Origin of the sequence: Vibrio sp. T13N, assembly GCF_032970445.1 — a bacterium.
GTDB classification, from domain to species: Bacteria; Pseudomonadota; Gammaproteobacteria; order Enterobacterales; family Vibrionaceae; genus Vibrio; species Vibrio diabolicus.
On the sequence record NZ_JAWJYE010000002.1, the window covers coordinates 226,525 to 246,939 of the forward strand.

The window sequence follows — 20,415 nt, forward strand, 5'->3', positions numbered from 1 at the left end:
CCGCTTTCTCCGTAGGTTTTATATATTACACAGTCGTGCAGTATATGCAGAATTTGAAATTGATCAACATATTTTCCAGGTGGAAAGCAAATTAATTAGTCAAAGCGTCCGGTTTCTGGTAAAAGTAAGCGCGTTGATTAATATTCGGGAAAATTCGAACTATGAATGAAAGAAAGCAGGGGCGTAGAAGTGCTGAAGCCGCAGAACAAACTAAGTGTCTGATCCTTAAGGTGGCAGCAGATATGTTTTGTGAACTTGGTTACGAGCGTGTCTCACTGCGCAATATCAGTGAAAAGGCTGGTGTTTCACATAGTTTGATCCGTCACCACTTCGGCAGCAAAGAGAAGATTTGGCAAGCGGTTAGCGACGCGATGGATGAATTCATGCAGTGCTATATGGCTGAATTAATCAATGAGATGCCTGAGAACACACCTTCGAATAGAAAAATTTATCTGTTCATGGTTCGCATGCTGGCATTTGCGCTCGTTAATCCTCACCCAGTACAGATGATCGCTGATGCTATTCGCCAAGGCGATGATGGTGCCCTGCTGCAGTATTTCTTAAAGTCAAAAGATGAGTTTGCTGCGATATTTACCGGAATTTTTGAGCAGTACAACAGTGAAAACCCTAACGCCCAATTTGATCAGTGGGAATCAAAGTGGCAGATGTTGATTTTTGCACATGGTGCAATCAGTCTTACTCCGATGATGCAAGAGACATGGCCTGACATCGCTGATAATCGCGAAAAAATGCTGATCAAACATTGGGAGTTGTTCAATACGATCATGGCGTCTCAGTTTGGGATTGCAAAAGAAGACATGATTCATCCGGAAAAACTTGAAGATATCGTTATCGACATGTGTTGTACAATCGACAAAGCGGTCGGATAAGGCTGCAGAAACTACGATAACTTCCAAGCGTATAAATAAAACCGATATACATAAAAATGCCGAGCTAGAAAGCTCGGCATTTTTGCTTGTTTCTTGCCTCGCGAATACGCGAAGAATGACAATAATGAGTAACCTAACCGCGGTAGTAACGTTGCGGTACAAACGGCATTTTCTCAACCGTCATTGGTAGCATTTTACCGCGTACTTCAGCGAACAATTCGGTACCAATCGCAGCAAGATCAGCACGCACATAACCCATTGAGACAGGCTTACCTGCATTTGGACCCGCAGTGCCGCTGGTGACAACGCCAATTTTAACGCCATCAGCATCAAACAATTCCGCGCCTTCACGGACTGGTGCTTTAGTTTGGCCAACCAAACCGACACGCTTGCGCGCCACATCTTTGGTCTCGATCTGCTTAAGAATAATATCCGCACCTGGGAAACCACCTTCACGTTCACCGCCGATACGACGAACCTTTTGGATACCCCATAACAAGCTTGCTTCTACAGGCGTAGTTGTTGTGTCTAGGTCGTGACCGTATAGGCAAAGACCACACTCAAGACGAAGTGAATCACGAGCACCAAGGCCAATCCATTCAACTTCCTCTTCCGCGGTCAGTTTACGTGCGAGTTCTTCTGCCTTGTCAGCAGGAACCGAGATCTCGTAACCATCTTCGCCAGTGTAGCCACTACGAGAAACAATGCATTCGGCGCCTAAAATATCGACTTTACGAATATCCATGAACAGCATGTCAGAAACTTCTGAGGCAAAACGCGCCAATACAGCTGCCGCTTTAGGACCTTGGATCGCAAGCAGAGCACGGTCTTCGATAATGTCTAGCTCAACACCAGATGGCAAATGCGCTTGTAGGTGTGCAATGTCTTGTTCTTTGCATGCCGCGTTCACAACCACAAAAAGATGATCGCCTAGGTTCGCTACCATCAAGTCATCCATGATGCCGCCCTCTTCATTAGTGAAGAACGCATAACGCTGTTTACCAGACTCAAGATCCACAATATCCACTGGCACTAATGTTTCTAGGAACGCAGCTGCACCGTCACCAAGTAGGCGAAGTTGTCCCATATGAGAAACATCAAACAGACCTGCCGCATCACGAGTGTGTAAGTGTTCCTTTTTTACGCCTAGAGGATACTGAACAGGCATATCGTAACCCGCGAACGGGACCATTTTGGCACCAACTTCAACGTGAAGTGCGTGTAGTGGTGTTTTCAGTAGTTCTTGAGTCATTTTCGTCTCCATTTAGATAGACCCGAGAATGCTATCGGCATTCGATGTGTTTCCAATAATAAACACGGCTCATTCTATTTTGCACGAACAAGACGTAGATCGACTTGCAAAAGTGTGACTCTTAACATTTTAATCACAACAAATCGTACAAAAAAAGCGCTTTAATGAGTGTATTCTCATCAAAAAAGCGCCTTTCCATCATAACGACCACCAACAGCAATCGTTTGCTTTCACTATAGGAAATTTACAACTATTTATCACTATTTGGCTGTCACCCACAAAATGTGCGCATCTTCCTCGCTAACACTGGTCAACATATGTCCCATGTTCGCATCGTAATAGACGCTGTCGCCCTCGCTTAAAACAACAGGTTCGTAGAACTCAGAATAGAACATGACCTCACCAGATAAGATAAGCAGAAATTCTTCGCCATCATGACGAACCCAGTCTTTGTATTCATCAAAACTGCGAGCACGAATTTGGCTCTTAAACGGCATCATTTTCTTATTGGAAAGTTGAGTAGCGAGCAGTTCATGTTCATAGGTTTGCGTTGGGTGTGGTTTGCCTTCATTCTTCTTGGTAACATCCCTACGCCCTGTCGCAACCTTTTTTCTAGGTGGCTCAAAGAGTTGCGGTATATCAATTTGTAAGCCAAGCGCCAATTTTTGCATTGCTTGAAATGTCGGAGAAATCTGCTCATTTTCTATTTTACTCAGTGTAGAACGAGCAAGCCCTGTTCGCTGACTGGCTTCTTCTAGTGTAATACCAAGTTTTGAGCGGATATCCTTGATACGCTGACCCAGCTTTAATGGCTCGATATTTTGATCATTTTGCTCTTTCGCTAACGTCATCGATGGGTATTCATCGTAAATACTTTCTGCCATAAATCCCTCTATAGATATCCTTATTTTTGTCCTACTAGCATTGTGCATGAAGCACATAGTGGATAAAAGTCCACCAAGTGAATTAAACCGTGCTCTTGTTAACAATTTTTGAAATCTTGTTTCCTATAGGAAATTTTTGGTTGATTGTTCCCGCTGCAGGCGCTATGTTACCAACTTGTTAGATGTAGAGATGCATATTTCCGTAAGAGATTGGTAAAGGAAACACGCAATCCGACGGAGTTTTTGCCCACATTTAGGGCCGGATGTTCACTCTGTTCTGCTATGCAGTTCAGCTGTTTTGAGGACAAATGAACCACAACCGCAAATCATAATTCATCTATTGCGGGTTCATTTTAAGATTTGGAAGGTCAACTACCATGAATAAGAGTTACCCTAACCACAGCTTGGAAAACTTTTTCTCTACCAACCTCTCTGCGACAGATGATGCTGTCTTTGCTGGAATTCAGGCGGAATCCGCTCGCCAAAATGAACAAATCGAACTTATCGCTTCTGAGAACATTGTTTCTAAAGCGGTAATGCAAGCTCAAGGCACATGCCTAACAAACAAATACGCTGAAGGTTATCCAGGTCGTCGTTACTACGGTGGTTGTGAGCACGTAGATACAGTGGAAGCCATTGCTATCGAACGCGCGAAAAAACTTTTTAATTGCGAATACGCAAACGTTCAACCTCACTCAGGCGCTCAAGCAAATGGTGCGGTGAAACTGGCTCTTCTTCAACCAGGTGACACCATTCTTGGCATGTCTTTGGACGCTGGTGGCCACCTAACACACGGTGCACGCCCAGCACTTTCTGGTAAATGGTTTAACGCAGTTCAATACGGCGTTGATCGCGAAACACTAGAAATCAACTACGACGACGTTCGTGCACTTGCAGTAGAGCACAAACCAAAGATGATCATCGCGGGTGGCAGTGCTATTCCACGCGTTATCGATTTTGCTAAGTTCCGTGAAATCGCTGACGAAGTTGGCGCAATTCTTATGGTCGATATGGCGCACATTGCTGGCCTTATCGCAACAGGTGCACACCCTAGCCCATTGCCACATGCGCATGTTGTGACAACCACAACACACAAAACATTGCGTGGCCCTCGCGGCGGTATGATTCTTACTAACCACGAAGACATCATTAAGAAAATCAACTCCGCCGTATTCCCTGGCCTACAAGGCGGACCACTGATGCACGTTATCGCAGCAAAAGCGGTTGCATTTGGAGAAGCGCTTGGCCCTGAATTTAAAACTTATATTGATTCGGTGATCAATAACGCAAAAGTCCTAGCGGAAGTATTGCAAACTCGCGGTTGCGACATCGTAACTGGTGGCACAGACACGCACCTAATGCTGGTTGACCTTCGCCCTAAAGGCTTGAAAGGCAACAAAGCAGAAGAAGCTCTAGAACGTGCTGGGATCACATGTAACAAAAATGGCATCCCATTCGATACAGAGAAGCCTATGATTACATCGGGCATCCGTTTAGGAACGCCTGCGGGTACAAGCCGCGGCTTTGGCGCTGAAGAATTCAAACTCATCGGTAATTGGATAGGTGACGTGCTGGATGGTTTGGTGAACAACCCAGAAGGTGACGCAGACGTTGAAAAACGCGTTCGCAAAGAAGTAAAAGAACTTTGCAGTCGCTTCCCTCTTTACCAATAAACGATTTTTTAAAAATCACAATAATTCCTGACAAGTTATTTGGAGATTAAGCAATGGACAAAACACTGAAGTTTACAGATAGCCACGAGTGGGTACGTGACAACGGTGACGGCACAGTAACACTTGGTATTTCTGAGCATGCGCAAGAAATGTTGGGTGACGTAGTATTCGTTGACCTACCAGACGTAGAAGACGAAGTAGAAGCAGGTGAAAGCTTCTCTTTGGTTGAGTCTGTAAAAGCAGCGTCAGATATCTACTCTCCTGTTACCGGTGAAATCGTAGAAATCAACGAAGAACTAGAAGACAGCCCAGAGCTAATCAACGAAGAACCGTACGAAGGTGGTTGGATTGTGAAAGTGAAGCTTTCAAACCCATCTGAGTTGGATGACTTAAAAGACGCGGAAGAATACCTAAACTCTATCGAAGAAGAGTAATTAGGATGTGACGAAAGCTGTTCCCTAGCCTGTTTAGAGAGCAGCTTTTTTTCTAGGTTCGGACGTATAATTAAATGTGTCACTAACGACCATTTCCGTTACCCGAGCCAAGGAGTAGGTAAAGGACAATGACTGAATTACTTCAAAGCCTCAGCACACAAAATGAGTTCGTTGGACGCCACAACGGACCAAGCAAATCAGACCAACAAAAAATGTTGGATGCCATCAACGCGGTAAGCCTTGACGCCCTCATCGAAGAAACCGTGCCTGCACAAATTCGCCTAGAACAACCAATGACGTTGGCAGAAGCGAAAAGCGAAGCAGACATGCTAGTGACGATGAAGCAGTTTGCTAAACAAAACCAAATTAAACGTACATTCATTGGCCAGGGCTACTACAACACGTTTACTCCAAACGTCATTCTACGTAACGTGCTAGAAAACCCTGGCTGGTATACCGCTTACACACCTTACCAACCTGAAATTTCTCAAGGTCGCTTGGAAGCCCTTTTAAACTTCCAACAAATGATCATCGACCTAACTGGTATGGAAATCGCGAACGCCTCATTGCTAGACGAAGCAACAGCGGCAGCAGAAGCAATGACTCTGTGTAAGCGCGCAGGTAAGAGCAAGAGCAACGTATTCTTTGTGGCTGACGATGTTCACCCACAAACGCTAGAAGTAGTAAAAACTCGTGCAAAATTCATCGGCTTTGAAGTTCTGGTTGGTTCGCTAGAATCCCTACCAGAGCAAGACGTGTTCGGCGCATTAGTTCAATACCCAAGCACAACAGGTGAAGTTCGTGACCTGACGGAGATCATCTCAAAAGCGCAAGCAAACAAAACGCTTGTCACTGTTGCGACTGACCTGCTTGCTTCTACCCTATTGAAACCTGCTGGTGAAATGGGCGCAGACGTAGCAATTGGCTCTGCACAACGTTTCGGCGTTCCTATGGGTTACGGCGGTCCACACGCGGCATTCATGGCAACGCGTGACAAACACAAGCGTACCATGCCAGGTCGTGTTATCGGTGTTTCTATCGATACCAATGGTAACCAAGCACTGCGCATGGCAATGCAAACTCGTGAGCAGCATATCCGCCGCGAAAAAGCGACATCGAACATCTGTACCGCTCAAGCATTGCTAGCGAACATGGCGTCTTTCTACGCGGTTTACCACGGCGCAGAAGGTCTACGCACTATTGCTCGCCGTACACACCATATGACTGCGATTATCGCCGCTGGCCTAACCAAAGGCGGCTTTGAACTTGCTCATAACAGCTTCTTCGATACCATCACCATCAACACAGGTTCAAAAACAGAAGAGCTTTACGCAAAAGCACTTTCAGCAGACATTAACCTACGTCTACTACCTGGCAAGCTAGGTATTAGCTGTGACGAAACAACCACGGTCGCTGATGTAGAAGCACTATTTGCAGTCTTTGGTGTAAAAGAAGACGTAGCAGCACTATCGACGGAAATCGCAGGCAACGAGTTTGCGGCAATTCCAGAAGCGCTACGCCGCACAACAGAATACCTGACTCACCCTGTATTCAATACGCACCATAGCGAAACGCAAATGATGCGTTACCTGAAACAGCTAGAGAATAAAGACTTCTCGCTAACGCACGGCATGATCCCACTAGGCAGCTGTACGATGAAGCTGAACGCAGCAGCAGAGATGATCCCAATCACTTGGCCTGAGTTTGGTTCTATCCACCCATTCGCGCCAGCAGAACAAGCAGCCGGTTACGCAGCACTAGCAAAAGATCTGAAAGAGAAGCTATGTGAAATCACAGGCTACGACGCATTCTCACTGCAACCAAACTCTGGTGCATCAGGTGAGTATGCAGGTCTTATCGCGATTCAGCGCTACCACGAAAGCCGTGGCGAAGGTCACCGCAACGTATGTTTGATCCCAAGCTCTGCGCACGGTACTAACCCTGCGACAGCATCTATGGTGTCAATGAAAGTTGTCGTGGTTAAGTGTGATGAAGAAGGCAACATCGACATCGACGACCTAGCAGCGAAAATCGAGAAGCACAAAGACAACCTATCAAGCATTATGATCACTTACCCTTCTACGCACGGCGTTTACGAAGAGAAAGTGAAAGAAGTGTGTGAAATGGTTCATGCCGCTGGCGGTCAGGTTTACCTAGACGGCGCTAATATGAACGCACAGGTTGGTCTAACATCACCAGGCTTCATCGGTTCAGACGTTTCTCACCTAAACCTACACAAAACCTTCTGTATCCCACATGGTGGTGGCGGTCCGGGTATGGGTCCTATCGGTGTGAAATCTCACCTGGCGCCTTTCCTACCAGGCCATATTGAAGACGGCGTAGAAGGCGAAGATTTTGCAGTATCAGCAGCAGATATGGGTAGCGCTTCTATCCTACCGATCTCTTGGGCTTACATCGCAATGATGGGCGAAGCAGGCCTAACAGATGCAACAAAAGTAGCAATTCTGAACGCAAACTACGTGATGGAAACACTTCGCCAACACTACCCTGTTCTTTACCGTGGCAAAAATGGTCGTGTAGCGCACGAATGTATTATCGACATTCGTCCACTGAAAGAAGAAACAGGCATCAGCGAAGAAGACATTGCGAAGCGTCTAATGGACTACGGTTTCCACGCACCAACTATGTCATTCCCTGTAGCGGGCACGCTAATGGTTGAGCCAACGGAATCGGAAGATCTAGAAGAGCTGGACCGCTTCTGTGATGCGATGATCGCTATCCGCGAAGAAATGGAAAAAGTGAAAAACGGTGAATGGCCACTAGAGAACAACCCTCTCGTTAATGCGCCACACACGCAAGTTGACCTTTCTGCTGAAGAGTGGGACCGTCCTTACTCTCGCGAGCTTGGCTGCTTCCCTTCTAAAGCGACCAAATCTTGGAAGTACTGGCCAACAGTAAACCGCGTAGATAACGTATACGGCGACCGTAACCTAATCTGCTCGTGCCCAAGCATCGATAACTACGAAGATTAATTTTTGGCAGCATCTAAATAGACAAAGGCGAACCGTTTGGTTCGCCTTTTTGTTTTTGGTGTGCCGCCCTAACATTTGTTGATACATCAAGAAGGAATGATGGCTAGTTATTGTTTGCACAAAAGTGATTTAGAAATATTGTGACTTCTGAGAACCTTTGAATTAGCACTAATATCTCAGAACCTTAAAAGCTGGTTGGAAACTCCTCATGAACACTATGTTATGCAGGTGCTGTGTAGTTTCTCAGTTCAGTTGCACTAAGTCCCATTTATTACCATAGAGATCTTGGAACACCACCACTGTCCCGTATTCTTCCACACGAGGCTCTTCATTAAATACAACACCATTTTTCTTCATCAACTCATAGTCACGCCAGAAATCATTAGTTTGCAGGAACAAGAAAACACGACCACCTGTTTGATTTCCTACTGCATGCGTTTGCTCCGGGGTACTCGCTTGAGCTAAAAGTAGGTTTGTACCATTGGAGTTTGGAGGAGAAACTTGAACCCAGCGTTTACCACCTCCTAGGTTGGTATCTTCAACCAGAGTGAATTGAAGTTTTTGAGTATAAAATTCGATAGCATCGTCGTAATTTTCAACGACTAGAGCAATGTTTCCGATTTGCTGCTGAACAGTTTTGGACATGATGATTTCCGCTGTGTCAAAGCGCTAATTGTACGCTAATTTGAGACTTTTCTAGAAAGCACGTAACGCCTTGCAAAAGTGTAAGGCACACAATATGAATGTTTACGCATAGCATCAAATAGACATCCTTTTTCGCTTTCTTCGTTCACTCCTTTATCTAACTTTATTGAGTGCATGTCGAAAATCTTCAATCTTTTGCTAAGAGCGTTTCTTATTATGTGAAAAACAGAGGAGAATGACCATGAAAAAACGACTCAACTATATTGAAGTAGCGCCAAAGGCAATAGAAATCCTATACGCTCAGGAAGCTTACTTCCATGAACAATTTAGCCAATCAGAAACCATGAACATGATCATATGGGAACTGGTTAAGTTACGCATATCGCAAATCAATCAATGTGCATTTTGTATCGACATGCATAGTAAAGATGCGCTTAAGTTAGGTGAAAAGCCGGAACGCATATGGGGGCTTAGTGCGTGGAAAGATATGCCATTCTACAGCGATGCAGAACACGTTGCACTAGGCTGGGCTGAATTACTAACTGCTGGCCTACCAGTAGATGATGATACCTATCAGCTGACCTTGAATACCTTCGGAGAAGAGGCTATGGTCAATCTAACAATTGCGATCAACGCGATCAATAGTTGGAACCGAATAGTTAAGGCATTTAAGCCAAAGGTTGGAGACTATAAGCCTAGATAATTCTATCTGACAGTTTTTACTTATAAGTCACTGCTTATTCCTCAGCTTAATATGATGAAAAGTTCATGTGTATCACTTTCTCATTTAAGTTGAGGTTAAATAGGATGATTCATTTGAACTTAGAATTTGATATTTTAAAACCTCAAAGGGCTTTAGCTGGCTATGTTCAAGCCATTTGGTCAGCATCCGTCAAACCTGATACGACGCAAACCGTACGTAAACAATTACTCAGTGATGCTGGTACAGGTGTGGTATTCATTTTACAGAATGAAGTACAAATGGATGGTGAATGGCATGCGCCGGGGGTTGTCCTACTACCTGTGAGCATTCTGGCACATCAAGTCTGCCTACCGCCAGGTGCGGTGATGACTGGCGTACGCTTTCATCCTGCAGTTGGTTATCAACTATTTGGTAAACGCCTAGAACAGCTATTGCGGATTCAAGATGTTCACCCTTTGGCTTCTTCTGCGCTAGCAACATTTGAGTCTCTGCAAACAGCGCGTTCGTCATCTGCAAGGATTTCTACGTTATATCGCTGGGTTCAAACACTGATTGAGGAATATGAACCGCAGTACGTCGGCCACATTATTGACCAACCTACAGGGACCATCAGTCAGCGCCAGAGAGAGCGCAATTTTCAGAAATGGTTGGGGATTACTCCTAAACATTACCAACGCATTAAACGAGTGAAGCACACTTTAGAGCAACTCCGAGCGCAACCCGATCTTACTTTATCGGAGTTGGCGCTGGAGCAAGGTTTTTCCGATCAAGCACACATGACTAGAGAGTGTAAGCAGATTGCGCGCATGACACCGAAGCAGTATGTCCGAAAGAGAAATCTCTAAACCCTATGAGCTTTCTACATCAAACCCAGTTGATTCAGAATCAACCAAGCACTTGTTATGAAGTTCGATCATATATCACCTACTTTTCAGATCGCTCATTCCAGCTTGATGTGAATTTGTTAGCTCGCTTTTGATGCCGCGTGCTGTTCTACCATAAACGCGATCACTTCTTCGTTTAAGCAGGATTTGCTGATGTATTGGCGCTGTTTACCAAGGTGAAGGATAAAGCCCAAATCAGTTTGTTCGAGTTGGTCGATATCATTGATAGTTAGGTAGAGTCGGTAATCATGCTGTTCAACACGGCCACAGTATTCAGTGCCTCGGTCAGTCAAGATTCTCAGCACTAGCATAGGTCGAACCCCAACGTTGAAGTATTCTCTCTGAGTGCTTTTCTAAGGTTGTTAGGAATTTTCTTACTGGCTCTAGAGCGTTTGAACTTCCTGTTTCATTAAGTGTAAAATTAGTAACGCGCCAACGAGCGGCCTGAGTCGTTTTTGCTCCTCTTATCCAACGTAACTTTTCTTTTACTCGCCAAGCTTTCGCTGTCTCCAGTTCATACTGCTCTAGTTCAACTAAAGCTTGTACTTGCTTATCTGTCATCGGACTCTCAGCATTCTTTAAAACCGCCCAGCGAAGAGCTTTTGGCATGTCATTGTTTTCCGAACGTCATCAACAGCTCGTGTATATAACTGCACAACATGGAACCAGTCGACAGTAACATTCGCTTTCGGAAACTCATCTTTGACAACAATCAAAAAGGAAAGAGACATATCGCAAACCACCTCAAGGACTTGCTCACTTCCTGCACCAGGATTCTCAATATAGGTTTTAAACTCTGTGACTGTTTTCTTTCCTTTCCCTGGTGTAGCAAATACAACGGGGAAGGTTTTACGAGCCATATCGATTAAAACCGTGACGGAATTATGTCCACGCTTTGAAGCCGTTTCATCAAACCCAAAGGCTTGGAGAGATGAGAGGTCAAGGCGCTATAAAGCTTGCTTCGACCACTAGCCAAAGCCGCTTATCTATCACTTCCATAAACTTGGCGGCAGCGTGAACGGGCACTCCTCTTATGAGAGTTAAAGCCAATTCTTCAAATAACAAGGTAAAGCTACTACCAGGCCTTGCCCAGGCACATCGATGAGCCTTACAGTGAACTCGAGGTATTTTCGCTGTGATATCGCAATGGTGCTGAAAAATGAGATGGCGCCATGTTTTCTCTTTGAAATCATGGGCAGAGCAAGCTATTCCACACTCTGAACATGAATAAAAAGTACCACGTTCTGCTCCGAGTTGTAGATGAAACTCAAAAGGAGAGTGTTCTGTATTCAGGGTTTGGTCGATAAGTTTCCAAAGGGCTTGTAACCCCAAGCCGAGCAGAAGAGTTCAAAGGGGGTCGGGTATTGTAGTAATTGTTACTTTAGAGGTGAGTATTTTAACTCAAATCCACACCAAACGTCGAAGAACCACAAAACTTTAGTACTAGATTCGTATGATCCATATTCGTGAAGATCATAACACTGCGCGTTGTTTTATTGGTTATAAACAACAACCATTTGCGCGTTGGCTATTGTTAACTTGTCTTAATGATAAGAATGCAGAATGAGACAATGAGTATGCAAGCTTACGAAGTGGACGTGGATAAGTACTTTAACGAATAGTTCGCTATTTTTTACCAGAGCGAGTGTGCTTATGTTGAACCCATGAAAGTAATAGACATGTCATTTACATTATTTTTTAAAGTATGCCTAGATATAAGATTTGACATGACTTATTTTGAGAATTTCGGCGGTCCTAGGCTAGAACTTGAGAGCATTAGGACATAGTATCGTCTCACGTGTGGATATGGGTTGACCTATGTACAATATTGGCAAACAAATGACTAAAATACCGGTTTTCCTTATGAGTGCCACAATATTATTGCTCTCAACAGGTTGTAACGCAGATATGTTTAATTTCTTCAAATCAAAAAAGTTTCAATACATACTTAGCTCAGAGATCACTGGTAGCTTATACTTAGACGGGAAAGCGTTTACTAGCGAGGTGGTTTATCTACACACGGCTTTTTCTAAAAACCGTTATATCACCGAGACAATTACGTCAGAAAAGGGGGATTTTCATTTCGAACCCACATACCACTATCAGACGTTTAAAGAACCTGCCCTTCATGAATCCTCTAGCTACATTGGCATTTACATTTTTGTAGATGGCAAAAAATACTACTTACTAGAGGCTCGCTTTTCTGATGTGAAACCCTATGAATTTATTTCAGATAATCTTCTTGATTTAAGTTGTGAGATTAATTCGGACGAATATCATTACTTTTTCAAAAATAAATTTGTTGAGAATGGCCTCGATCTTGAAATTATTAGTAGGTGTGATTTGAAAGGATTTTCTGAAAAAATATTACTAAACAAGGACACGTAATGGCAAAGTTAACACCAAAAATGGCTTCAGAAATAGCGGATATTCCTTACAAAGCTTATGAAAATAATGGCCGTTTTATCATGCCGGGAGAAAACAGTTTTTCAAATCACTTTTCTTTTTCTGAAAATGATGTATTTGATGGTTTTACAGGCGGTGTAGCGGGTTTATCCAATGTACCGGTATTGCGTAAAGTTATCCCTGGCTTGATGAGAACTTCAGAGGCGTTTGCAGTGGTTGGCACTGGTAAAGGTTCAACATTTGAGAATGAAATTGTCATTTCAATTCGAGGAACACAAAATGCTAATGACTGGATCACAAATGCGAATATAGGGGTGAAAGGATCACCAAACGGTTCGCCCGCTCATGCTGGTTTCAACAATTGTTTTCAAAGTATTAGCCCCAAGTTGAAGCAGTATATTATGCAGATATATCCCAAACCAAAACGTATACATTGCGTTGGGCACAGCTTAGGTGGAGCACTCGCATCACTTTGCGCTGATTGGGTGCGTCGTGAGATGAAGATCAGAACCACTTTATACACCTTTGGCGCTCCTAGAGTTGGTCTGGAAGCATACGCACGCTCATCGGAAAAGCTAAACGATGGTGTTTATCGATGTACGCATGGTGCTGATCCTGTACCAAAAGTACCGCTTTGGCCATTTATTCATGCTCCAATCTCGACAGGCGAGTACCGCTTAGATTCTGGCACTGGGTTAAGCATATCAGCCCATTTGATGGCAAGAAACAAAAATCCGGGTTACCTAAACACTGCTTCCTCGGATTCTTGGGGAGCGTTGAAGAGGAAATCGAATGACCACTTATTTACCCCTATCCGTCTAAAGTACGAGCAACGAAATCAAGCTTCTTTTTCGGAATATTGGGCCGATAGAATACAGGGCGCACTTATCACCTATTTGAAAGATGTGGCTCTTTTGTCAACGGTAACGATTCAAGCAGGCGTGATTGCTGGCTTGACCTTTTATGATTGGCTTTCAAGAAAGCTAGAATCCGTAGCAAAATCATCTAAGCGCAATGAAGAGCAACTAAAAGGCTTATTAGGCCATATGCTTGTTTTTGCCGGTCACTATGGGACCATCGTTGAAGACCTATCCGCCCGATTCATTAGATGGGTTTTCGAAAAAACCATTGGACGACTAGTCAGAGTATCTAAACAAGCGATATCGTTGCTAAGTTAGCCTAACAATTGCAATGGCATAGTAAAGTGATTCCTTAGTGAGAGGTGAACTCATCACCTCATAAGTTAACTGGTGACATTGACATAATGCCGCTAAATGGGATTTTTATTAAGCACTTTTAGATGAGACTTTCTAACCAAATCGGGTCGCGATTTATCGATACGAATTTGAAAATGATGAATTTTTCACTATTTTCAAATTCGTGATTAGGAGCCAAAATGTAGGTTTACAGTTTCAACTGTTTTTGGATTTTCGTTGAAAAATCAAATTAAATAATTGATATTAAATAGATTTAATGAAAATCAACTTTTACAAAACCCGTACTGCGTCTCCTTCCAAACTGATGATGCAGGTTCAATTCTCGCTGTACGCTCCATTCTTATAAGCTACTTTTCCTAAAACTTCGAACGCCTCCCATGGGGCTCGAATCGAAATTCCATGTATAGCCCCCTCAAATCGAATAAGTTCCTTCCGCATAGAAATTACCTTTAGACGCATAAGCCCAACACTGGTCACATGAATTTTATTAGGGAAAATCCAGCAAACTAACGAATGTCAAATCTTTGCCGAACCTAATAATCGAGCAAAAGTGCTCTAAAAGTTGGCGTCATCACTTCAGGATCACAATACACTATCTCCTTGTCACTTTTTTGGTTCTAACTCCGCAGCATACTTAGGGAGATTCCTAGTCTCGTCTAGGCTCGCGATGTATGGACTCCCTCCCCCAGGAGGGATCTAGAATTTATGGTTTCAAAGCCTAAATTAAGAAGTCCGTACATGAGAAAGTCTACTACCATCGCCATTGATTTAGCAAATAAGACCACAAGAACGGCTTGGGCGTTGCTTCATTATGGCAGTAAATATCAAGCGCCTCTAACTCACGTGTAGTAAGTCAAATACGTTACTTACATCTTGATATAGCGAAGAGCAGGCTTGAATTCTTTGGATTATTTCCGCGCTCGCGAAATTGCATTAAAGTGCTAATACATCGAGGGTCGAGTTAGCTACTCATTAAAACCCGAATATACGCATGCATCTAATCTATTTTTGCTAAACAAGTTGTAATAACTAGGCAGTCCATATACTGGAATGACGCAGCCCAAAACACCGAGTGTAGCGGTTCATATTTTAAGTCTGAACCAGAGCTACCCCATAGGCATCAAATCCTAAGTTCAAAAAAGCAAACCCTTTGCCTCGCCTCTTCTGTTAATAGGAATTTATTAGTTCGCTTTCGATGCCGCGTGCTGCTCTACCATAAACGCGATCACTTCTTCGTTTAAGCAAGATTTGCTGATGTATTGGCGTTGTTTACCAAGGTGAAGGATAAAGCCCAAATCAGTTTGTTCGAGTTGGTCGATATCATTCCAAGCGAGGCTGCGGTCAACTTTACCACTTTTGTAGCGCACGCCATCTGCATTCACTTCAAAAGCCACTTTACTGCCGCGACTTGAGCTGATGGTTTGACGCCACAGCCACCAAGTTCTTTTGAAGTAAACGCTGCACGCTTCAATCACACTCAATACGATAAAGAACCAACCGACATAACCGTTAGGTAGCAGTTCAAACTCTAACAAGACCACACCAAAGACAAGAAATAGTATCCCTTTTAGATACGCTTGTGGGAACTTCGTTCGCTGGCTAGTTTGATCATAACACTCAGCAAAGAAAGGTTTGTCGAGTATGTATTCTGTAGTGAATTCGAAATCTTTAGACATGTATGGTTACTTCAAGGCTTCTGTAAATGAGTAATCTTGGTTGCACTCTCGCAACGCATGCATTGTAGCGCTTCTCGGGATTTATCTTTAGTCCTTTTAATTCTGTTTTGTAAATCAATGATACCGAAACGCTAGAAGACCTCGGTGCACTCGCCAAGATCAAACAAGGCGAACCATTTGGCTCGCCTTGTTAATTAATGGCCTGTGTTAAGTAATGACCTATGTGACTTCTTGAGTTTTCTACTTTAGAGGGTCGTTGTCTGGCAATGCACTGTGTATCCATACTGCTAGTCGGTGTTTGATGCTTGCGCCGTCTAGCTTACTTTCCGGTAGTGGCGTTATCTGTTTTGCATCGACCAAGAATAGGTAAATCGCTTTTACTCTCAGAGGTTGTGGTGACTGTGGAAGGTCAAAACCTTGTAGTTTCGCCATCTTCCCACCAATCTCTAGTGCCTTCTTGACCAGTTTGTCTTCATTGTGAAGCTTGGAGCTTTTTGACATTGATAAATCCTCTTCTTCGCTTCGGCTAAGAATACATGAAGTGTCACGTATGGCGTGTTAGTAAGCTCGCATATTGATAAGTTTATGCCTTACTACCGAGTGGTCGATTAAAAAACAACCTTTTCGCGGCATGTTTTCTGTGTATGCTTCCGTGCAGAACATCCGAATGGGCTTGGGCGCAGACTCCGAATGATTTATTTAGAACAAAGATCATGCTCACCGTAAACAAGCCATTTCGGTAAATATGCAGTTTCTGGAATTGTCCAGCCATACTTATCGTAGGCCAATGCAGCAAGACCAGTCAGTCTTAGAGAAACATTCCCTTTTGGCGAATAACGAACATCTTCATTCATGTAGAACTGGTAATGCGTCTCTAACGCATCTCTCAGTGCTTCTTGATAATGTGCCTCATCGCCATCGATAATGGCAACAAACACATTCACAAATGGAATAAACAAAGAGTGTACATATGGCACCCTGGTTGATTCTAAATATTGCGGGGAGGATTTCTCCATCACAGTTTGCAATAACTCAGGTAACGCTGATGAATTGCTAAATACACCGCTAACGAACTCGACCAGCGCAACATCGAAAGGATCTTTTAAACGCACTAACGACTCATCCATGATGGTCATCAGCTCTACACAGCGCCAATCTCTCGCTGCCATCGCTAAACAGATTTCATCCAACCAAGCATCCATTGTTCCTCCTGCAACAGAACGGTTACCCACTTCCGAAAAATGTCGGTGCCCAACGGAGAATTCAACAACGTGGTCTGAATGATTGGCCAGCAAGTACACGTTATTCAGTAACTCAAGCGCTCTTTTTATATAAGCTGGCGAGGCCTGATGTTGTCCATATTTTGAAGCAGTGAAGAATGAGTGAAGCGAATGCCAAGCATCGCCTTTCATTCTTTTGAGAGGTTGTTGATAAAAGGACTGCTTTTCATCAAGCATTTTTTCCCAAAAGCTGTAGAAACGTTCGTCTTCTTCACGAAAAATACGCAATTTTCTTTCTTCAGGTATCTCTAAATAGTGATTTTTCATTTGTTCCATCGTTCCCTAGCCTCGCATTATAAGTTGTTCTAATTTTTTGCCGTGATGACATTCATCTTCAAAATCAAGCCGTAAATGATGCCGAAGTGGATTTATGAAATCAATTTATAATCAGTATTTTATATCGAAGGTTAATGCTTAATTGAAATGAATCAAAAAGCCGAAAAACGTTTGAGATATAAGGCTAACGCGTAAGCCACGATGAGCCATAAACAGTGGACGACGAACACTGGCTTTGTAGGGTCACGATAAAAGATACTCACCATTGTGTTCGCCTTTCTTTTTCTGTCGCTTTCGATAATACTCTTGCGCAATATTACTCAGCTGGAAAATTTTATGCCTCAAGCAAACTCTGTGGTCGTGTTAGACTTTGAAACCACAGGTCTCTCTCCTACTTTAGGTGATCGCGCAATAGAAATTGGTGCGGTAAAGTTAGTCGATGGCGAGGTTGTTGATAGTTTTCAGCAACTCATGAATCCCGGTTTCAGAGTGAGCTCTTTCATTGAGAACTATACCGGCATTACCAACAATATGTTACGTTCGGCACCAAGCTGCGAAGAGGTAATGGCGTCATTTAGTGAGTTCATTGCTGGCGAGAACCTTATCGCTCACAACGCGTCTTTCGATAAACGATTTTTAGATGCAGAGCTTGAACGAATCAACTGTGGTTATTCGGGTGAGTTTGCTTGCTCCTTGCTGGTAGCAAGACGGCTCATTCAAGATGCCCCATCACACAAGCTAGTGAACTTGTTCGCTATAAAAATATCGACAACGACGGTGTTTTTCACCGCGCACTAGCCGATGCGCAAATGACAGCCAAGCTTTGGCTGTTAATGGTCGAAGGGATAGAAAACTCAGGCGTCGAAAAACCAAGTTTTCAGTTGATGAAAACGGTTAGTAAAACAGCCAAAGGAAAAGTCGACCTGCTACTCGCTAAAAGCCGTGCTTAACACCCTCCGAACTAAAAGCTGATTCTAGTATCTTAGAAGTTTAAGCAAGTTTCGATATACACATACGATATTGAGCATCCCTGTGAACTTCCTACTCCGAAAACGGTAGTTCACTGGTCTCCCCTACCAAACTGGCTTACTATGCCAGGTACCTAAAACGCTTTGTGAGTCACTCATGAGCAGAAAAAATAACAAAAATCTCAGCATTCTTCTTAAACTCAACACCTTTATTGCGCCTTATAAATGGCGGGTTGCAGCGGCCTTGGTTGCCCTTGTCGCAACAGCAAGTTTAACGTTATCCGTTGGTTATGGAGTACGTATTCTTATCGACCAAGGGTTTGCTCAGCAATCATTGCAAGAGCTTACCAATGCGATTCAGTTTATTGTCGGTGTCACACTGTGTATTGCCATTGGGACGTTCTTTCGCTTCTACCTTGTCTCTTCCGTAGGTGAGCGCGTCAGTGCGGATATTCGCCTTGCGGTGTTTAACCATGTGATTACGCTGCATCCGAGCTATTTTGAGACCAACAGTAGCGGCGATATTATGTCGCGCCTGACTACCGATACCACGTTGCTGCAAAGCATTATTGGTTCATCGTTCTCGATGGCGATGCGTAGCGCTTTGATGTGCTTTGGTGCCATCATTATGTTATTCGCTACCAACGTTAAGCTCACGTTGATCGTACTTGCTTCTGTGCCTTTGGTTCTGGTTCCAATTTTGTTTTATGGACGACGCGTGCGTGCGCTCTCTCGCCAAAGTCAGGACTCAATGGCCGATGTCGGCAGCTACGCAGGTGAAGCGATAGAACATATTAAAACCGTGCAAAGTTTTAGCTCAGAACCGTACGAACGAGCGGCTTTCGCTGTCGAGGTGGAAAAAGCGTATGAAGTGGGCAGACAGAGAGTAAAACAGCGCGCGATCCTAATCTCTGGCGTTATTGTGATTGTGTTCAGCGCGATTGCAGGCATGCTTTGGGTTGGCGGCAGCGATGTGATTCACGGAAAGATGTCTGCGGGAGACCTAGCAGCGTTTGTGTTTTATGCCATTATGGTTGCCTCATCAACTGCAACCATTTCTGAAGTGATGGGTGAACTGCAAAGAGCCGCAGGCGCTACCGAACGGCTGATTGAGATCCTTCAAGTAGACAGCGATATCAAAGCGCCAAGCAACCATTTGCCTATCCGTCCCGACATGCCTGCTGAGGTTAACTTTAAATCGGTGAGTTTCAATTACCCTTCTCGCCCAAATCAACCAGCTATCAAAGAGTTAAATCTAACCGCTGAACAAGGAAAAGTGTTGGCGTTGGTCGGCCCTTCTGGTGCAGGTAAAACAACACTATTCGAACTGCTGCAACGCTTTTATGATCCGCAAAAAGGGCAAGTGTTGTTTGGTGGTGAAGATATTCGACAGTTCGATCCAAACGAGCTTCGACGCCAAATGGCACTCGTACCACAACAGCCAGCGCTGTTTAGCCATGATGTTTTCCATAATATTCGCTACGGTAATCCTGAAGCAACGGATGAACAAGTCGTCGAGGCTGCGAAAAAAGCCCATGCCCATGAGTTTATTGAGAAGCTTCCCGAAGGCTATCACAGCTTTTTAGGCGAGCGCGGCGTTAGGCTATCGGGCGGACAAAAGCAGCGTATTGCGATAGCTCGCGCGATTCTAAAAGATCCAAAAATCTTACTGCTAGACGAAGCTACTAGCGCCCTTGATAGTGAAAGTGAACATCACGTCCAGCAAGCACTTGAAGCTCTAATGAAAGGACGCACAACGCTGATCATTGCTCATCGTCTTTCGACCATCCAACATGCGGATAAAATTGCGGTGCTCGACAATGGCGAGTTAGTCGATGTTGGTAACCACCAATCATTAATGCAAAGCTGTGAGTTGTATCAGCGACTTGTGGCATTGCAATTTAAGCACTTAGAGTAATGCCTAGTTAAGCCCTCAAGAATAAGCAAAAACGGACCAAGTGATTTAATGCCAACAGCTTAACGATGTTTTTGTGTCATTCCAGCGAGCCTTGGCGAGACTAGGAATCTAATAGCAACGTGCTGAGTGGTTAAAGAGACAATTTTGACCATAAAGAGCTAGGATAGAAGATCCTATATCACGCACCTTCGTCGCTGTACAAGATGACGAAATATAAAAAGATGCCACTCGTAGTTAAACGAGCGGCATTAAACCAAGTGGTTCTCCTTTTAATACAGGAACTCAGGTAAGAATCCAGTAACCAGCGTACTCTTCC

At 43.9% G+C, this 20,415-nt stretch carries 15 protein-coding genes and 3 pseudogenes; 10 read left to right on the top strand and 8 right to left on the bottom strand.

The annotated features are described in order from the left end of the window. The first annotated feature begins 161 nt into the window (after nt 1–161). Complete coding sequence (gene vdeR, locus R2S67_RS04095; protein WP_006742273.1) at nt 162–890, top strand: efflux transporter transcriptional repressor VdeR; 729 nt, start codon at nt 162–164, stop codon at nt 888–890. A gap of 133 nt (nt 891–1,023) precedes the next feature. On the opposite strand, the gene gcvT is transcribed toward vdeR, so the two are convergent. Both gcvT and R2S67_RS04105 read right to left on the bottom strand, forming a co-directional pair. Further along, nucleotides 1,024–2,142, bottom strand: a complete 1,119-nt coding sequence (gcvT, locus tag R2S67_RS04100) for a glycine cleavage system aminomethyltransferase GcvT (protein ID WP_104970662.1) — start codon at nt 2,140–2,142, stop codon at nt 1,024–1,026. A 260-nt stretch (nt 2,143–2,402) separates the two neighbouring features. Then, nucleotides 2,403–3,026: a helix-turn-helix domain-containing protein gene (locus R2S67_RS04105; protein ID WP_237309289.1), complete on the bottom strand. Its 624-nt coding sequence runs from the start codon at nt 3,024–3,026 to the stop codon at nt 2,403–2,405. Between the two features lie 377 nt (nt 3,027–3,403). On the opposite strand from R2S67_RS04105, the gene R2S67_RS04110 reads away from it, so the two are divergent. The 3 genes from R2S67_RS04110 (at nt 3,404) to gcvP (ending at nt 8,126) form a co-directional block, all read left to right on the top strand. Beyond that, a complete protein-coding gene (locus R2S67_RS04110; RefSeq protein ID WP_005395177.1) occupies nt 3,404–4,699 on the top strand; it encodes a serine hydroxymethyltransferase in 1,296 nt (431 codons plus the stop codon). Nucleotides 4,700–4,752: 53 nt separating this feature from the next. Further along, nucleotides 4,753–5,133, top strand: a complete 381-nt coding sequence (gene gcvH / locus R2S67_RS04115) for a glycine cleavage system protein GcvH (protein ID WP_046876056.1) — start codon at nt 4,753–4,755, stop codon at nt 5,131–5,133. Nucleotides 5,134–5,261: 128 nt separating this feature from the next. Next, nucleotides 5,262–8,126, top strand: coding sequence for an aminomethyl-transferring glycine dehydrogenase (gcvP, locus tag R2S67_RS04120; RefSeq protein WP_317342397.1), 2,865 nt, complete (start codon nt 5,262–5,264; stop codon nt 8,124–8,126). A gap of 243 nt (nt 8,127–8,369) precedes the next feature. On the opposite strand, the gene R2S67_RS04125 is transcribed toward gcvP, so the two are convergent. Continuing rightward, nucleotides 8,370–8,771, bottom strand: coding sequence for a VOC family protein (locus tag R2S67_RS04125; RefSeq protein ID WP_317342398.1), 402 nt, complete (start codon nt 8,769–8,771; stop codon nt 8,370–8,372). A 241-nt stretch (nt 8,772–9,012) separates the two neighbouring features. Here R2S67_RS04125 and R2S67_RS04130 point away from each other — a divergent pair, with 241 nt between their 5' ends. Together R2S67_RS04130 and R2S67_RS04135 are read left to right on the top strand one after the other, a co-directional pair. Beyond that, nucleotides 9,013–9,474 (top strand): carboxymuconolactone decarboxylase family protein, encoded by a 462-nt coding sequence (locus R2S67_RS04130; RefSeq protein ID WP_046876053.1) that lies wholly within the window; start codon nt 9,013–9,015, stop codon nt 9,472–9,474. A gap of 104 nt (nt 9,475–9,578) precedes the next feature. Continuing rightward, the gene (locus R2S67_RS04135; protein WP_317342400.1) at nt 9,579–10,319 is read left to right on the top strand and encodes a helix-turn-helix domain-containing protein; all 741 of its coding nucleotides are present in this window, start codon (nt 9,579–9,581) and stop codon (nt 10,317–10,319) included. A gap of 119 nt (nt 10,320–10,438) precedes the next feature. On the opposite strand, the pseudogene R2S67_RS04140 reads toward R2S67_RS04135, so the two are convergent. Continuing rightward, nucleotides 10,439–10,591, bottom strand: a pseudogene (locus tag R2S67_RS04140) (YcxB family protein); the annotation flags it as partial. A gap of 52 nt (nt 10,592–10,643) precedes the next feature. Continuing rightward, nucleotides 10,644–11,218: pseudogene (locus R2S67_RS04145) on the bottom strand (transposase). Between the two features lie 958 nt (nt 11,219–12,176). On the opposite strand from R2S67_RS04145, the gene R2S67_RS04150 reads away from it, so the two are divergent. Then, on the top strand, nt 12,177–12,746 hold the full coding sequence (locus tag R2S67_RS04150) for a DUF6795 domain-containing protein (protein WP_258664948.1): 570 nt from the start codon (nt 12,177–12,179) through the stop codon (nt 12,744–12,746). Continuing rightward, a complete protein-coding gene (locus R2S67_RS04155; protein ID WP_258664950.1) occupies nt 12,746–13,942 on the top strand; it encodes a lipase family protein in 1,197 nt (398 codons plus the stop codon). Before R2S67_RS04150 ends, R2S67_RS04155 begins: the two co-directional genes overlap by 1 nt. Nucleotides 13,943–15,162: 1,220 nt before the next feature. On the opposite strand, the gene R2S67_RS04160 is transcribed toward R2S67_RS04155, so the two are convergent. The 3 genes from R2S67_RS04160 to R2S67_RS04170 form a co-directional block, all read right to left on the bottom strand. Next, a complete protein-coding gene (locus tag R2S67_RS04160) occupies nt 15,163–15,657 on the bottom strand; it encodes a YcxB family protein (RefSeq protein ID WP_317342403.1) in 495 nt (164 codons plus the stop codon). 240 nt (nt 15,658–15,897) lie between these two features. Then, nucleotides 15,898–16,158, bottom strand: a complete 261-nt coding sequence (locus R2S67_RS04165; protein ID WP_005376453.1) for a DUF5062 family protein — start codon at nt 16,156–16,158, stop codon at nt 15,898–15,900. A gap of 194 nt (nt 16,159–16,352) precedes the next feature. Beyond that, nucleotides 16,353–17,213 (bottom strand): immunity 49 family protein, encoded by an 861-nt coding sequence (locus R2S67_RS04170; RefSeq protein WP_317342432.1) that lies wholly within the window; start codon nt 17,211–17,213, stop codon nt 16,353–16,355. Nucleotides 17,214–17,549: 336 nt separating this feature from the next. Between R2S67_RS04170 and R2S67_RS04175 the strand changes: the two are divergent. Next, nucleotides 17,550–18,163: pseudogene (locus tag R2S67_RS04175) on the top strand (PolC-type DNA polymerase III). A gap of 175 nt (nt 18,164–18,338) precedes the next feature. Next, nucleotides 18,339–20,099, top strand: coding sequence for an ABC transporter ATP-binding protein/permease (locus tag R2S67_RS04180; protein WP_258635097.1), 1,761 nt, complete (start codon nt 18,339–18,341; stop codon nt 20,097–20,099). Nucleotides 20,100–20,415 lie beyond the last annotated feature (316 nt).

Bases quoted from the DNA above. Each gene is read 5' to 3' on its own strand.
- vdeR (WP_006742273.1), top strand. From the start codon at position 162: ATGAATGAAAGAAAGCAGGGGCGTAGAAGTGCTGAAGCCGCAGAACAA.
- gcvT (WP_104970662.1), bottom strand. From the start codon at position 2,142: ATGACTCAAGAACTACTGAAAACACCACTACACGCACTTCACGTTGAA.
- R2S67_RS04105 (WP_237309289.1), bottom strand. From the start codon at position 3,026: ATGGCAGAAAGTATTTACGATGAATACCCATCGATGACGTTAGCGAAA.
- R2S67_RS04110 (WP_005395177.1), top strand. From the start codon at position 3,404: ATGAATAAGAGTTACCCTAACCACAGCTTGGAAAACTTTTTCTCTACC.
- gcvH (WP_046876056.1), top strand. From the start codon at position 4,753: ATGGACAAAACACTGAAGTTTACAGATAGCCACGAGTGGGTACGTGAC.
- gcvP (WP_317342397.1), top strand. From the start codon at position 5,262: ATGACTGAATTACTTCAAAGCCTCAGCACACAAAATGAGTTCGTTGGA.
- R2S67_RS04125 (WP_317342398.1), bottom strand. From the start codon at position 8,771: ATGTCCAAAACTGTTCAGCAGCAAATCGGAAACATTGCTCTAGTCGTT.
- R2S67_RS04130 (WP_046876053.1), top strand. From the start codon at position 9,013: ATGAAAAAACGACTCAACTATATTGAAGTAGCGCCAAAGGCAATAGAA.
- R2S67_RS04135 (WP_317342400.1), top strand. From the start codon at position 9,579: ATGATTCATTTGAACTTAGAATTTGATATTTTAAAACCTCAAAGGGCT.
- R2S67_RS04150 (WP_258664948.1), top strand. From the start codon at position 12,177: ATGTACAATATTGGCAAACAAATGACTAAAATACCGGTTTTCCTTATG.
- R2S67_RS04155 (WP_258664950.1), top strand. From the start codon at position 12,746: ATGGCAAAGTTAACACCAAAAATGGCTTCAGAAATAGCGGATATTCCT.
- R2S67_RS04160 (WP_317342403.1), bottom strand. From the start codon at position 15,657: ATGTCTAAAGATTTCGAATTCACTACAGAATACATACTCGACAAACCT.
- R2S67_RS04165 (WP_005376453.1), bottom strand. From the start codon at position 16,158: ATGTCAAAAAGCTCCAAGCTTCACAATGAAGACAAACTGGTCAAGAAG.
- R2S67_RS04170 (WP_317342432.1), bottom strand. From the start codon at position 17,213: ATGGAACAAATGAAAAATCACTATTTAGAGATACCTGAAGAAAGAAAA.
- R2S67_RS04180 (WP_258635097.1), top strand. From the start codon at position 18,339: ATGAGCAGAAAAAATAACAAAAATCTCAGCATTCTTCTTAAACTCAAC.